15 protein-coding genes are annotated in these 13,006 nt (G+C 72.7%); 6 read left to right on the plus strand and 9 right to left on the minus strand.

Going from position 1 to position 13,006, the window contains the following annotated elements:
• A partial coding sequence (locus GXW76_RS22390; protein WP_211864330.1) for a hypothetical protein occupies nucleotides 1-297 on the plus strand: 297 nt, incomplete at its 5' end.
• Here the strand turns inward: GXW76_RS22390 and GXW76_RS22395 are convergent.
• Genes GXW76_RS22395 through GXW76_RS22415 form a run of 5 tightly spaced genes read right to left on the minus strand, consistent with a single transcriptional unit; the run spans nucleotide 298 to nucleotide 5,219 of the window.
• Nucleotides 298-1,911 carry an AMP-binding protein gene (locus GXW76_RS22395; protein WP_456307118.1) on the minus strand — a complete coding sequence of 538 codons (1,614 nt, stop codon included), beginning with the start codon at nucleotides 1,909-1,911 and terminating at the stop codon, nucleotides 298-300.
• A 4-nt stretch (nucleotides 1,912-1,915) separates the two neighbouring features.
• On the minus strand, nucleotides 1,916-2,260 hold the full coding sequence (locus GXW76_RS22400; protein WP_211864331.1) for a DUF6285 domain-containing protein: 345 nt from the start codon (nucleotides 2,258-2,260) through the stop codon (nucleotides 1,916-1,918).
• Entirely contained in the window at nucleotides 2,250-3,236 is a 987-nt protein-coding gene (locus GXW76_RS22405; RefSeq protein WP_211864332.1) for a phosphotransferase family protein, read from the minus strand. The genes GXW76_RS22400 and GXW76_RS22405 overlap by 11 nt, the downstream gene beginning before the upstream one ends.
• Nucleotides 3,229-4,440: an acyl-CoA dehydrogenase family protein gene (locus GXW76_RS22410; protein WP_211864333.1), complete on the minus strand. Its 1,212-nt coding sequence runs from the start codon at nucleotides 4,438-4,440 to the stop codon at nucleotides 3,229-3,231. The genes GXW76_RS22405 and GXW76_RS22410 overlap by 8 nt, the downstream gene beginning before the upstream one ends.
• Before the next feature lie 11 nt (nucleotides 4,441-4,451).
• On the minus strand, nucleotides 4,452-5,219 hold the full coding sequence (locus GXW76_RS22415; RefSeq protein WP_211864334.1) for an SDR family NAD(P)-dependent oxidoreductase: 768 nt from the start codon (nucleotides 5,217-5,219) through the stop codon (nucleotides 4,452-4,454).
• 93 nt (nucleotides 5,220-5,312) lie between these two features.
• Here GXW76_RS22415 and GXW76_RS22420 point away from each other — a divergent pair, with 93 nt between their 5' ends.
• The 4 genes from GXW76_RS22420 to GXW76_RS22435 all read left to right on the plus strand — a co-directional run bounded on the left by GXW76_RS22420 (nucleotide 5,313) and on the right by GXW76_RS22435 (nucleotide 8,785).
• Complete coding sequence (locus GXW76_RS22420; RefSeq protein WP_211864335.1) at nucleotides 5,313-6,056, plus strand: SDR family NAD(P)-dependent oxidoreductase; 744 nt, start codon at nucleotides 5,313-5,315, stop codon at nucleotides 6,054-6,056.
• Nucleotides 6,057-6,100: 44 nt separating this feature from the next.
• Nucleotides 6,101-6,436 (plus strand): c-type cytochrome, encoded by a 336-nt coding sequence (locus GXW76_RS22425; protein WP_211864336.1) that lies wholly within the window; start codon nucleotides 6,101-6,103, stop codon nucleotides 6,434-6,436.
• A gap of 70 nt (nucleotides 6,437-6,506) precedes the next feature.
• Entirely contained in the window at nucleotides 6,507-7,562 is a 1,056-nt protein-coding gene (locus GXW76_RS22430; RefSeq protein WP_211864337.1) for an NAD(P)-dependent oxidoreductase, read from the plus strand.
• A 53-nt stretch (nucleotides 7,563-7,615) separates the two neighbouring features.
• Nucleotides 7,616-8,785, plus strand: a complete 1,170-nt coding sequence (locus GXW76_RS22435) for an MFS transporter (RefSeq protein ID WP_211864338.1) — start codon at nucleotides 7,616-7,618, stop codon at nucleotides 8,783-8,785.
• On the opposite strand, the gene GXW76_RS26205 is transcribed toward GXW76_RS22435, so the two are convergent.
• The 4 genes from GXW76_RS26205 to GXW76_RS22455 are packed head-to-tail and all read right to left on the minus strand — an operon-like array spanning nucleotide 8,782 to nucleotide 12,375.
• The gene (locus GXW76_RS26205) at nucleotides 8,782-9,201 is read right to left on the minus strand and encodes a DUF3175 domain-containing protein (protein WP_211864339.1); all 420 of its coding nucleotides are present in this window, start codon (nucleotides 9,199-9,201) and stop codon (nucleotides 8,782-8,784) included. The two genes, GXW76_RS22435 and GXW76_RS26205, sit on opposite strands and share 4 nt — an antisense overlap.
• Nucleotides 9,198-9,923, minus strand: coding sequence for a M35 family metallopeptidase (locus GXW76_RS22445; RefSeq protein ID WP_211864340.1), 726 nt, complete (start codon nucleotides 9,921-9,923; stop codon nucleotides 9,198-9,200). Before GXW76_RS22445 ends, GXW76_RS26205 begins: the two co-directional genes overlap by 4 nt.
• Nucleotides 9,924-9,931: 8 nt before the next feature.
• Complete coding sequence (locus GXW76_RS22450) at nucleotides 9,932-10,651, minus strand: Crp/Fnr family transcriptional regulator (protein ID WP_211864341.1); 720 nt, start codon at nucleotides 10,649-10,651, stop codon at nucleotides 9,932-9,934.
• Nucleotides 10,648-12,375, minus strand: coding sequence for a tetratricopeptide repeat-containing protein (locus GXW76_RS22455; protein WP_211864342.1), 1,728 nt, complete (start codon nucleotides 12,373-12,375; stop codon nucleotides 10,648-10,650). The genes GXW76_RS22450 and GXW76_RS22455 overlap by 4 nt, the downstream gene beginning before the upstream one ends.
• Before the next feature lie 124 nt (nucleotides 12,376-12,499).
• Here GXW76_RS22455 and GXW76_RS22460 point away from each other — a divergent pair.
• On the plus strand, nucleotides 12,500-13,006 hold a 507-nt coding region (locus GXW76_RS22460), incomplete at its 3' end, for a toll/interleukin-1 receptor domain-containing protein (protein WP_211864343.1).

Below are 13,006 nucleotides of genomic sequence, written 5' to 3' on the forward strand. Positions count from 1 at the left end.
GACTGCGCGGCGCCCGCCGGCTGGGCGCAGCAACGCATCTGCGCCGTGCCGGGGATGCGGGACCTGGACGCCGCGGTGGTGCAGGATGCGCAGGCGGCCCGGCGGCGGTTCGCCTCGCAGCCGGCCGCGCTGGCCGAGATCGAGGCCGCGCTGTCGCGCTACGTGACGGGGCGCGAGGCCTGTGCGCGGGCGCTCGGGCGCCTGCCGGTGGACTGCCTGCAGGAGACGATGGAGGACATGCAGGCGGCCTTGCGCCGGCGCATGGCGACGGCGTCCGCGACGACGCGCGGGGGCTGATCAGTCCCCGCGCAGGGTGCGGCGCAGCTCGAACTTCTGGATCTTGCCGGTCGCCGTCTTGGGCAGCGGGCCGAAGGTGACGCGCCGCGGTGCCTTGAAATGCGCGAGGTTCGCGCGGCAGAAGGCGATGATGTCGGCCTCGGTCGCGGTCGCGCCCGGCTTCAGCGTGACGAAGGCGTGCGGCACCTCGCCCCATTTCGGGTCGGGGTGGGCGACGACGGCGGCTTCCATCACGTCCGGGTGCTTGTAGAGCGTCTCCTCGACCTCGAGGCTGCTGATGTTCTCGCCGCCGGAGATGACGATGTCCTTGGCGCGGTCCTTCACCTCGATGTAGCCGTCGGGGTGCAGCACGCCGAGGTCCCCGGTGCGGAACCAGCCATCCACGAAGGCGGCCGCATTGGCCTTGGGGTTGCGCAGGTAGCCCTTCATCACCGTGTTGCCGCGGAGCGCGATCTCTCCAAGCGTCGCGCCGTCGGTGGGCACGCGGGCGCCGCTTTCCTGGTCGAGCACCGTGGCGTCTTCCAGCGTCGGCAGGGGCACGCCCTGGCGGGCCATGAAGGCGGCCTTCTCGGGCAGGGCCAGGTTCGCCAGTTCCGGCTGCCAGGCGCAGAGCAGCGACGGCCCGTAGCATTCCGTCAGGCCGTACAGATGCGTGACGTCGAAGCCGAGGCGCTCCATCGCGGCGATGACCGGGGAGGGCGGCGCGGCGCCGCCCGTCGCGATGCCGACGCGTTGGGGGAAGGCGCTGCGCTGGTCCTCAGGGGCGTGGATCAGCATGGTCAGCACGACAGGCGCGGCGCAGAGATGCGTCACGCCGTGCTCGGCGATCAGCGCGAAGATGCGCGCGGGATCGATCCGGCGCAGGCAGACATGCGTACCGCCCTGCAACGTGACCGCCCAGGTATAGGTCCAGCCATTGCAGTGGAACATCGGCAGCGTCCAGAGATAGACGCTGCGCGGCGAGAGCCCGAAGGCAAGCGCATTGCCGCAGGCGTTGAGGTAGGCGCCGCGATGATGGACGACGACGCCCTTCGGGTCGCCCGTGGTGCCGGAAGTGTAGGAGAGCGAGATCGCCTGCCATTCGTCGGCCGGCGGTTCCACGGGAAACGCGGCGTCGCCGGTGGCGAGGAAGTCCTCGTAGGGTGTGGCGTCGATCTCGGCGCCGCCGGGGCCTTCCGGGTCGTCCACGATGACGATGCGCGGCGGGCCGGCGACGCCGTCGAGCGCCGCGACCACCACCGCCGCGAACTCGCGGTCGAGCAGCAGCACCTTTGCGCCCGAATGGCCGAGGATGAAGCGCACGGTCGGTGCATCGAGCCGTGTGTTGATCGGGCACAGCACGGCATGCGCCATCGGCACGGCCATGTGCGCGTCGAGCATCTCCGGGATGTTCGGCAGCAGCGCGGCGACGACGTCGCCCGGCGCGACGCCGGCCTTGCGCAGCGCGGAGGCCAGCCGTCGGCTGCGCTCGAAATGCTGCGCGTAGGTGATGCGCCGCGCGCCGTGGAGGATGGCCACGCGGTCCGGCCAGATGCGCGCCGCGCGGGCGATGAACGAGACCGGTGAAAGCGGAACGTGGTTCGCGGCCGATTTCGGCAGGTCGTCGTCCATCATCGCCTCATCCCTTGCCCAGCGCCCTTGGCGCGCTGACGGCGCAGCGCGCGCGGGTCATGTCGTCCAGCAGCGCGGCGGCCTGCGCGTGATCCGCCGAGCCCGGGTCGAAGCGGCCGGTGCGGATGGCTGCGGCGAAGGCGCGCGGGGCGCCGGCCAGCGCGGTCATGCGGGCCAGCACGTCCGGTTCCCAGGCACCCTGCGCGGCCTCGCGGCCCGCGATCGCCATGGCATTCGCCACCATGCGCGCGGCGAAGGCCTTGTCCGGCGGCAGGGCAGGTAGCAATTCGTTCAGCAGCACATCCCGCGCGGTGGCCAGCAGGTCGAGGCCTTCGGGCGGTTCACGCAGCATCGCGGGCTTCCACCATGCGTAGGATCTCCCATTCCAGGCCGGGGACCATGTGCCCGGTCAGCGCCAGTTCCAGGTTGCGTTCGACGCCGGAAATATGGCGTTCGGCCTGGTCCACGGCGATCGACGCCCAGCGGATATGCGCGGCGAGTTCCCACCAGCGCACGCGTGTGTCGTCCACCTGCCCGTAGCCTTCGTACAGCGCGGCGCGCGGGCCGATGCCGCCTGCTTCCTGCGCGTCGTTGCCGAAGCGCCAGCACTTGGCGCAGAGCCAGCCGAGGTCGGCATGCGGGTCCGACCAGACCGAGAACTCCCAGTCGAGCACCGCCGTCACGCCGCTCTCGTCCAGCATGACGTTGCCGGTGCGGAAGTCGTTGTGGACCAGCACGGGCGGCACCGGCGGCGGCGCGGTACGTTCCAGGTGCCGCAGCCCCCATTCCAGCACCGGGCGCGGGTTGCGCTGGCGGTCGAGCGCAGCCCGCTGGTCCCTGATGAAGGCGAGGTAGGGATCACCGGGCGGCGTGCCGAGGAAGGACAGGTCCGGCCGCGGCGGCGTGATGGTGTGGATGCGCGCCAGCTCGCGCCCGAGCGCACGGACGCAGGCATCCCGCCCGCCGCCGAGGGTGTCGCTCTTCACCACCCGATGCGCGGCGGCGGTGCCGGCGACGCGCCGCATCACGAAGAAGGGCGCGCCGGTCACGGCGACATCCTCGCAGAGGAACAGCGGTTCCGGCACCGTCACCCCGGCGGCGAAGGCCGCGCGCAGCAGCGCGTATTCCTGCGCGCGGCCGTGGCTGACCGCGAGCGTCGCCGCATTGTCCGTCCGCAGCACCCAGGCGCGCCCGCCGGAAACGTCGAGCGCCCAGTTCTGCTGGATGGCGCCGCCGGAGAGCAGCGCCATCTTCTCGATGACCAGCGCCGCGTCGCCGCTTGCGGCGCGCAGCCAGTCGGTCAGGCGGGCGCGGGGCGCCTCATCCATGCCCGGCCTGGCCCCAGCGGAAGAAGCCGTCGCCCTCGGCGCGCAGCAGGTTGGCGAGCACCATGCGATGCACTTCGGAAGCGCCGTCCACCAGCCGGGCCTGTCGGGCGTAGCGGTAGATCCACTCGATGACGGTGTCCTTGGAATAGCCGCGCGCGCCGAGCAGCTGCAGCGCCGTGTCCACCGACTTCTGCAAGGCGTCGGCGACGACGATCTTGGCCATCGACACTTCCTTGCGTGCGAAGGAACCCTGGTCCAGCGCCCAGGCGGCGCGCATGGTCAGCATGCGGCCGATCTCGATTTCCATCGCCGCCTGGCCGACCAGGCCCTGCACGCTCTCGCGGTCGATCAGCTTCTGGCCGAAGGAATCGCGGACCTTGATCCGCTCCATCGCGATTTCCAGCGAGCGCCGCGCGAGCCCCGTCCAGCGCATGCAATGCGTCAGCCGCGCGACGCCGAGCCGCATCTGCGTCAGCTTCAGCCCGTCGCCGATGTTCAGCAGGCGCTGGGAATCCGGGATCTCCAGCCCGTCGAACTCGAGTTCGCAATGCCCGCCATGCTCCTCCGGCCCCATGATCGGGATGCGGCGGGTGATCCTCCAGCCGGGCGTGTCGGACTTGAACAGGAAGGCGGAAAGCCCCTTGCGTTCGTCATCCGAGGTGCGGGCGATGATGATGAAGATCTTCGCGTTGCCCGCGCCGGTGATGAACCACTTGCGGCCCGTGATGCGCCAGCGGTCGTTGCCGACGCGGTCGGCCTTCGTATAGGTCAGGTTGGGGTCGGACCCGCAGCCGTCCGGCTCGGTCATCGCGAAGGCCGACTGCACATCCCCGTTCACGATGGGCTGCAGCCATTCGGCCTTCATCGCCTCGGGCAGCACCTTGTCGAGGATCATCATGTTGCCGTCGTCGGGTGCCGCGGAATTGAACACCACGGGGCCGAAGATGGAGCGGTTCATTTCCTCGTAGCAGGCGGCCATGCCGATGCGCGGCAGGCCCTGGCCGCCGAGCGCCTTGGGCATCTGGAAGGACCAGAGCCCGGCGGCCTTCGCCTGCTTGCGCATCTCGGCCAGCACGTGCGGCGCGATGTTCTCGTGCTCGTCGTAGTTGGCGCGGTCGGATTCGAGCGGGATCAGCCGCTCGTCGACAAAGCGGCGGATGCGGAGGCGGAAATCCTCGATCTCCGGGGGCAGCACGAAATCCATGACGCGTCGTCCTAGAGCGGGTTGATCGAATGGCCGCCATCCACCGTGATCGTCGCGCCCGTCATGTGCGCGCCGGCGGAGGAAGCGAGAAGCAGGAGCGGACCCGTGAGGTCATCCGGATTGCCGAGCCGCCGCTGCGGCACGCGCCGGATCATCGCCTGCCCGGGTTCGGAGGCGAAGAATTCGCGGTTCAGGTCGGTGGCGAGGTAGCCCGGCGCCAGCGCGTTCACGCGGATGGAATGGCGCGCCAGTTCCACCGCCATCTGCCGCGTCAGGTGCAGCAGCCCGGCCTTGGCGGCGGTGTAGCCGGCCACGCCGGGAATCACGCGCTGCCCCAGCACCGAGGCGATGTTGATGATCGACCCTGGCTGCTTCGCCGCCGCCAGGCGCTTCGCCGCCTCCTGCCCGACCAGGAAGCAGCCGCGCAGGTTCACGGCCATGACGCCGTCCCAGTCGTCCACGCCCTGTTGCAGCAGCGGCTTGGTCACCGCGATGCCGGCATTGTTCACGAGAATGTCGCAGGGGCCGCCGAGGGCCGCTTCCGCCGCGTCGAAGGCCGCCGGGATTGAGGCCGGGTCGGTCACGTCGAGCGGCACTGCCACCGCACCCTGGCCTAGCTCCGCCGCCAGCGCCGCGATCGCCTCCATCCGGCGCGCGGCGAGCGCCACCTGCGCCCCCGCCCCGTGCAGCACTCGCGCGAAATGCGACCCGAGCACGCCCGAGGCTCCGGTCACGAAGGCCCGGCGCCCTTCCAGCGAAAACAGGCTGGCGATGTCCACCTGCGTCTCCTTCCCGTCTTGTCCCGAGGGGTGCCACCCGTTGCGCCCGCCCGCAAGCCCCGCGATGCTGCCCCGCAGCACGGGAGAGCAGGAATGCCGGCAAGGACCGTTCTGGTGACGGGTGCGCAGCAGGGCATCGGCGCCGCCGCGGCGCGGGCCTTCGCGACCGCGGGCTACGACGTGGCGGTGAACTGGCTCGACGACCGCGCCGCGGCCGAGGCCGTGGCGGCCGACGTCACCGCCGCCGGGCGCCGCGCCGTGCTGGTGCAGGGCGATGTCGGCTCCGCCGCCGCCTGCGCCGCGCTGGTGGGGGCGGCCATCGGCGGCCTCGGCCGGCTCGACGTGCTGGTGAACAATGCCGGCATCTTCCCCCGGGTGGACTTCCTCGACATGACAGAGGCCGAGTGGGACCGGGTGCTGGGCGTGAACCTCAAGGGCAGCGCCTTCTGCGCCCAGGCGGCGGCGCGGCACATGGTCGCCTCCGGCACCAGGGGCGTGATCCTGAACCTGTCCTCCTCGGCGGTGCGCGGGGCGGTGCTCGGCGTTCACTATGCCGCCACCAAGACGGGCATCATCGGCCTGACGCGGTCCATGGCGCTGGCGCTGGCCCCGCACGGTATCCGCGTGAACGCCATCGCGCCGGGCCTGACCGACACGGCCCAGCCGCGCCACGGCCACAGCGAGGCCGAACTGGCGGAGATGGCCCGCGCCGTGCCGCTCGGCCGCATGGGCCGGCCGGAGGAGATCGCGGGGCTGATGACCTACCTGGCCTCGGACGCGGCGGAATGGATCACCGGGCAGGTCCACCACATCAACGGCGGGGTCTACCTGGCGTGAGGTCCGGGCTGGACCGGGGCCGCGCCGCGCGGCAGCATCCGGCCATGAGCACGGAGATTCGCATGCGCGCCCTGGCCGTTGCTATGCTTTTCGCGGGCGCAGCGCTGCCCGCTGCCGCGCAGACCGAGCCGGGCGACCCGCGCGCAGGCCTGCGCCTGTCCGCGACATGGTGCGCGAACTGCCACCAGGTGGCGCCGGGCGGGCCGGGGCCTTCCACCGATGCGGCGCCGACCTTCCGGTCCATCGCGCAGATGGCGTCCACCACCTCGATGTCGCTGCGGGCCTACCTGCAGACGCCGCATCCGAGCATGCCGGACTATCGGCTGACGCGGGAGGAACTGGACGACGTGGTTGCCTACCTGCTCACGCTGAAACGCTGAACTCCCCCGTCTGGCGCGATCCCGCGCGGCGCGCTACGCAGGGCGCCGCTCAAAAGGGGGAAATCGCCAGGTGTCCGCTGACCGCTTCCGCATCGCGTACCTGATCCGGGTGCCGCACCAGTCCTTCCTCGACACCGCCGCGCAGGATCCGCGGCTCGAGATCGTGCGGATGACGCTCGACGACGGCGAGGAAGCGGCGCTGAAGGTCCTGGAAACCTGCCAGGGCTATTACGTGAAGGCCTCGCGCGACGAGCTGCCGAAGCCCTTCCATGTGAACGACGCGCTGCTCGCGCGGCTGCCGAACCTGCTGATGGCGGCGTCCCAGGGCGCCGGCTACGACACCATCGAACCCGGCGCCTGCACCCGCGCCGGCGTGCTGCTGGTCAACCAGGCCGGCGGCAATGCCGAAGCCGTGGCGGAACATGCCGTCGGCATGATGCTCGCGCTGCTCAAGCGCTTCCCGGAATGCCACGCGGCGATGCGCGAGGGCCGGGCGCAGAAGCGCGAGGAATTCATGGGCCGCAACCTCTACGGCAAGACGGTCGGCCTGGTCGGCATCGGCAATGTCGGCACGCGCACCGCGGCGATCCTGAACGCCGCCTTCCACTGCCGGGTGCTGGCCTACGACCCCTATGTGGATGCGGCGAGCGTCGCCGACCGTGGCGCGGAGAAGGTGGACGACCTGCGGAAGATGCTCGCCGAGTGCGATGTCGTCTCCCTGCATTGCCCGCTGACGCCGGAAAGCCGCGCGATGATGGCGGCGGATTCCTACGCCGCGATGAAGAAGGGCTCGGTGCTCGTCACCACCGCGCGCGGGTCGATCCACGACGAGGCGTCGCTGCTGTCGGCGCTGAACTCCGGCCATATCGCCGCCGCCGGCCTCGATGTGTGGGAACAGGAGCCGCCGCCGAAGGACCACCCGCTGCTCTCCCACCCCGCGGTGATCTGCACGCAGCACACGGCGGGCGTGACGCATGAGAGCCGGGCGATGATCACGCGCATCGCGGCCGAGGCCTTCTCCGCCTTCGCCGCCGGCCGTTTCCCGCCGCGCATCATCAACCCCGAGGTCAAGGCGCGCGTGGCGGAACGCTACAAGGCTGCGCTCGGGCGCCCGATCACGGACTAACCGTGCGCTGATCCGGCTTGGCGGCCGGGCGCGGCGGCGGGAGGATGGCGGCGATGACCGCCACTCCGAGCCGCGCCCTGACCGTCGCCGTGCTGGGCACGACCCAGACCCTCTCCTGGGGATCCTCCTACTACCTGCCGGCCATCCTCGCGGCGCCGATGGCGGCGGAGTTCGGCCTGTCTCGCGCGACCATCTTCGGGATCTTCTCGGGGGCGCTGCTGCTGACGGCGCTGCTGGGGCCGGCGGCTGGCCGCGCGATCGACACGCGCGGCGGGCGGGACGTGCTCGCCATCTCCAACCTGATCTTCGCGGCGGGACTTCTGCTGATGGGCCTGGCGCCCGGCCCGCTGGTGCTTGGCCTGGCCTGGGCGGTGGTGGGCGTGGCGATGGCCATGGGCCTCTACGATGCCGCCTTCGCGACGCTGGCGGGGCTGTATGGCAAGGAGGCGCGGAACAGCATTACCGGCATCACGCTGATCGCGGGCTTTGCCAGCACCGTGGGCTGGCCGGCCACGGCGCTGATGGAGGCGGAATGGGGCTGGCGCGGGGCCTGCTTCGGCTGGGCCGCGCTGCATGTCGTGCTCGGCCTGCCGCTGAACCGGCTGCTGATCCCGCGCGCGCCGCCGCCGGAAAAGGCCGCGGCTGCGGCCGGCGGCGACGGGCCGGCACCGCGGATGCGCGACATGGCGCTGCTGGCCTTCGTGCTGGCCTCGGCGGGGTTCAGCGCGGCGGCCCTGGGGGCGCATCTGCCCGGGTTGTTGCAGGCCGCGGGGACGACGGCGGCGGCGGCGGTGGCGGCCGGAGCCTTGCTCGGCCCCGCCCAGGTGGGCGCGCGGATCCTGGAATTCGGCTTCCTGCGCAAGGTGAGCCCGCTGGTCTCGGCGCGCATCGCGGCTGCGGCGCACCCCGTCGCGGTGGCGGTGCTGCTGGCCGGCGGCGCGCCGATGGCGGCGGTCTTCGTGCTGATCCACGGCGCGGGGAACGGCATGCTGACCATCACGCGCGGCACGCTGCCGCTCGCGCTGTTCGGCCCGGTGGGCTACGGCCGCCGCCAGGGGATCATCACCGCGCCGGCGCGTGCCTCCCAGGCCTTCGCGCCGTACTTCTTCGGGCTGCTGGTGGACGCCTACGGGGCGCAGTCGCTCTGGCTCACGGCGGCTCTCGGCATGGCGGCCCTGGCGGCGCTGTTCCTGCTGCGCGCGCAGGGGCGGGGGGGCGGCTAGGCGGGCGCCAGATGCGCCCAGCCATCGGGCCCGAGCGGGATGGGCGGCGCATCGCCGCCGCGCAGCATGACCCAGGCGCGGCCGCGGCGCTCCACGCGCACGGGGCCAAGCGCGACGTGGAGGTACGCGCCGGCACGCCGCGCCTCGGGCGGGATCAGGGGCCGGGCCGCGCGCCGTGCCTGCAGAAGGTCCTTCGCGCGTTGCAGTTCCGCCCGCCGCGCCTCGGGGAGGGTGCGCCCCGCGCGGTTGACGAAGAAGCTCACCATCCGGATCGCCGCGCCGATGCCGCCCGGCGAGACCTCGGGCCGCGCCATGGTGGCGGCGATCATCTCCGCATCGGCGGTGAAGAGGCCCGGTGGCGGGAAGGTGGAGGCCGAGGCGACGCGGCCCGACCAGCGCCCCCGCCGCGGCGTCACCTCGGCAGGGTCTCGATGAAGTATTCGTAGCTGTCCGCGTTCTCCACCGCGCGCATCCCGTCCTCCTTCGCGAGGCTCAGCGCCCCGTTCGGCCGGTAGGCGTGGTCGCGGGTATTGGCGGCGATGTGCGTCGCCTCGTGGATCAGGATGCCCCAGCGCGTGTCGGTGCCATCCATGCGCGCCCGGAAGAAGGGCGGGCAGACGCCGAGCACGAGGTCGCGTTCCCGCGCATAGGCGAAGCGCCCGCCGGGGCAGGAGGGCGGGTCGTTGCAGCGGATGTCGAGGCCCTCGGTGGTCTCCAGCCGGGCCGCGGTCAGTTCCAGCGTGATGCGGATGGACTTGCGCGAGCCGTCGCCGAACCAGCGGCGGATATGGGCGTGATCGGGGTCCGCGCTTACCAGCCGGAGGGCCTCGACGATGCGGATGCGGGCTTCGGCCAGGGCCTCGTCGAGCATGGGGCGATGATCGGCGGTGCAGACCGGGCCGGGAATGTCTGCCGGACCGCGCTCGAGGGCCGGCGGCTTGTCGGTCGGCAGGGCGGTCTGAAGGACACGCCGGTTCGGTTCCAGCGGCGGCGGCTTGTCCGTCGGCAGGTCGGCCAGCGCCGGCACGGCGCAGAGCAACAGCGCGGCCAGGATCGGCCAGCGCGCGGTGAGCGGGGCGGCGTGTCTGCGGGTCATCGTCACCGCGCAGTCCAGCCCGCCGCGGATGCCGCGCGCCATGAAGCGCTTCACCCCGCGTCCCGCGGCCCGGCCGCGACCGCGGCGAGGCCGGCCTCATCCAGCACGAAGAGGTAGGCCTTCTCGGTGTCGTAGGCGACGAGGTTCGCCGCCCGCCACGCATTCAGGATGGAGATGATGCTGCGCGTGGTGGCCCCCAGCAGGTCCGCGAGATCCCCCTGCCGGAAGCGCGCGGCGAGCCGCACGCCCTTCTCCGTCTTCACGCTGTCCGCCTTGAGCAGGTACAGCACCTGGCGCGCGAGCCGCACCTCCAGCGGCGCGAAGGTCGCATCCTGCAACAGGCCGAAGGTGCGGCGCAGGCGGGAGGACAGCATGCGCGCCAGCGCGAGCCCGAGGGCGGGCTCGTTCTGCGCCGTCTCGAGGAAGGCGGCGGCTGGGATGCGGGCGAGCTTCACCTCCCCGATCACCACGGCGTCGGCGCTGCGGGCGGCGCCGTCGAGCACGCCGATCTCGCCGAACACGTCGCCGGCGCGGAAGACCTCGACCATCAGGCGCTTGGCCGCGTTGTCGGGCGCGCCGACGCGCACGCGGCCGCGGCCTTCCAGCACGGCATAGACGGCATCGGGCGGGTCACCCTGGGCGAAGAGCGGCGCGCCGTCCGAGGGCGCGACGCGGCGCGCGCCCTCGGCCAGGCGCGCGAGCGCCGCCGGCGGCAGGTCCCTGAACAGGGCGATGCGCCCGAGTTCCTCGGCGAGGCGCGTGTCGCTCATGCCATCTCCTCCTCGGCTCCGGCGCGCCGCAGCGCGTAGAGCGGCAGTGACCCGAAGCCCTTCGCCGTCGGGATGCGGCCGGCATAGTCGCAGGCGAGGCCGGCGCCGCGTGGCAGCAGCGCCACCTCGCAGGCGAAGGCCTCGGTCGCGAAGATGCGGCCCGGCGGCGTGACGGGCTCGATGCGTGCGGCGCGCGTCATGGCGCGGCCAGAGAACTTTTCCGCCCGCTGCACCGCATCGTACACCGGCAGCAGCGGGCCGAAATCGATGGCGAAGCGCGGATGGATCGGCGGGCGCTGGAGTTCAAGCGCCGCGCGCATGTCGAAGGCGCAGGCGGCGGCGGTGATCACCTGGTCGAAGGCGACCTGCACCGCATCGCCCCAGGCATTGCGGTAGGCGGACGGGTGCCGGTCGAGCGCCGCGCCCATCGCGGTCAGCGGCCCTTCGTAGAAGCGAGCGAGGCCGGCATCGTCGAGCGCGCTGAAGCGCGGCAGATCGCCGAAGAGAACGGCCATAGGCCGGCGTTGCGCATCCGTCGCGCCGTTGCCGTTGCCCGCGCCGTTGCGCGGCCAGGGCCAGCCGAGATGGACCGAGCGCCCGCCCGCCGCCGTCCAGGACCGCACGTCGGCGCCCGTGCCGGCGGCACCGCGCGGGGCCTTCCCGTCCCAGGCCGTGACCTGCACCGCCTGGCCGTCGCGGTGGCGCGCATGCAGCCGCGCGAGGCCCATGGCGCGGCGCGCCGCCATGGCGAGGTGCAGGTCGTCGCCAGGATAGGGCCGCTCATCGAGCTGGATGATGCGCACGCGCGGAAGCAGGGCGCGGAAGCGCGGCACCCAGCGCGCGCCGGCGGGGGCGACGGAGTCGGCCTCGTAGGTGTCGGGGTCGCAGGGCAGCACGGCGGTCGGCACGATGCCGGCACGCAGCAGGGCCTCCACGGCGAGGATGTCGAGCCCGGCAGCCAGGCCGCCGAAGGCCGCGCCGACGTGTTCCGCCGCGATGGCGGCGTCGAGCGCGGCCGAGAGGCGCTGCTCCGTCGCCGCCTCGTCCTGCCCGGGCTTCGGCATGTGGCCGGTGTAGTGCAGCACCGCGGGCACGCGCAGCGCGTCGACGAAGCCGGGCACCAGGCCGAGAGCCGCCGCCTCCCGCCGCATCTGGCGGCGGGTCGTCGCGCGGGCCGAGAGGTCGTTGCCGGCGCGCGCCTCCGCTTCCTCGAGCGCGCGACGCGCCTCCATGGTGCGGCCGGCGAGCAGCAGCGCCTCCGCCTCGGTCGCCGCGGACCAGTAGTCGCCGGCGTCGCGATGGCCTTCGAGCACCTGCTCGGCGACGGCCGCGGCGGCCTGGCGGTCGCCGCCCAGCAGCTTGAGCGCCGCCGCGTTTACCCCGTGCCAGCCGGCGCCGCCGCGGCGCCACAGCACGTCGTAGCGGCGCGCCGCCTCGGCCAGCAGGGGGCCGCGCACCGCGACGGGCTGCTCGAAGGCGCGGTCCTTGATGAGGCGCGCACCGAGGGCCGCGACCTCGGGGTCCGATTCGGCATCGAGTCGAAGGCGGTGGAACAGGTCGAGCGCCATACCCGTCGCACCCGCCCGTGCGATCGTGAGCGTGGCGCGATAGCGCAGCGCCACGTCGTCGGGCCGCTCGGCCAGCGCCGCCATGGCGCGGTCGTGGGCGGAAAAGAGAAGGCCCTCGGCCTCCAGCGCCAGGACCTCGGCAAGCGGGTCGGACATCGGGCCTCGGCCGCGGGGATGAGGCACGAGTCTAAGGGCGCCGCGATGTGCGGGCAACGTGGCGGTGATGCAATGGCGTCGTGGCGCGTGCTGTGCCAGAAACAATCAGCCCGGACGCCGCCTGATGCCGCATGACGTTTTCCTGAGCTACGCGTCTGCCGACCGCGCCGCGGCCGATGCCGTGTGCGCGGCATTGGAGGTGCGCGGCATCCGCTGCTGGATGGCGCCGCGCGACGTGCCCGCCGGCGCCGACTGGGGCGAGGCGATCCTGACTGCGATCGGCCGCACCCATGCGATGGTGCTGATCCTATCGCGCAATACGGCGGGCTCCGTCCATGTCAGGAACGAGGTGGTCACCGCCGTCTCCCAGTCCCTGGCGCTGGTGCCGGTGCGAATCGAGGATTGCCAGCCGGGCGGGGCATTGCGCCTGCATCTCGCGGGCTCCCACTGGCTCGACGTCTTCCCCCCGCCGGTCGAGCGGCACGCGGATGTACTCGCGGCCGGAGTGCGGCTGGCGCTGGCCGCGGACGCCACCATCGAACTGCCGCGGGAACAGGCCGCGGCGCTGGTGGCCGCGGCGCGGGCGGCCTCCGCCGGGCGGGTGGCCCCGGTCGGGCGGGTCGGCGGTGCC

The organism is Neoroseomonas soli (genome assembly GCF_018129065.1).
Lineage (GTDB): Bacteria > Pseudomonadota > Alphaproteobacteria > Acetobacterales > Acetobacteraceae > Neoroseomonas > Neoroseomonas soli.

What these genes read in the sequence shown, in the direction of transcription:
- GXW76_RS22395 (WP_456307118.1), bottom strand. Translation starts at nt 1,911, where the DNA reads ATGATGGACGACGACCTGCCGAAATCGGCCGCGAACCACGTTCCGCTT.
- GXW76_RS22400 (WP_211864331.1), bottom strand. Translation starts at nt 2,260, where the DNA reads ATGCTGCGTGAACCGCCCGAAGGCCTCGACCTGCTGGCCACCGCGCGG.
- GXW76_RS22405 (WP_211864332.1), bottom strand. Translation starts at nt 3,236, where the DNA reads ATGGATGAGGCGCCCCGCGCCCGCCTGACCGACTGGCTGCGCGCCGCA.
- GXW76_RS22410 (WP_211864333.1), bottom strand. Translation starts at nt 4,440, where the DNA reads ATGGATTTCGTGCTGCCCCCGGAGATCGAGGATTTCCGCCTCCGCATC.
- GXW76_RS22420 (WP_211864335.1), top strand. Translation starts at nt 5,313, where the DNA reads ATGCCGGCAAGGACCGTTCTGGTGACGGGTGCGCAGCAGGGCATCGGC.
- GXW76_RS22425 (WP_211864336.1), top strand. Translation starts at nt 6,101, where the DNA reads ATGAGCACGGAGATTCGCATGCGCGCCCTGGCCGTTGCTATGCTTTTC.
- GXW76_RS22435 (WP_211864338.1), top strand. Translation starts at nt 7,616, where the DNA reads ATGACCGCCACTCCGAGCCGCGCCCTGACCGTCGCCGTGCTGGGCACG.
- GXW76_RS22445 (WP_211864340.1), bottom strand. Translation starts at nt 9,923, where the DNA reads ATGGCGCGCGGCATCCGCGGCGGGCTGGACTGCGCGGTGACGATGACC.
- GXW76_RS22450 (WP_211864341.1), bottom strand. Translation starts at nt 10,651, where the DNA reads ATGAGCGACACGCGCCTCGCCGAGGAACTCGGGCGCATCGCCCTGTTC.
- GXW76_RS22455 (WP_211864342.1), bottom strand. Translation starts at nt 12,375, where the DNA reads ATGTCCGACCCGCTTGCCGAGGTCCTGGCGCTGGAGGCCGAGGGCCTT.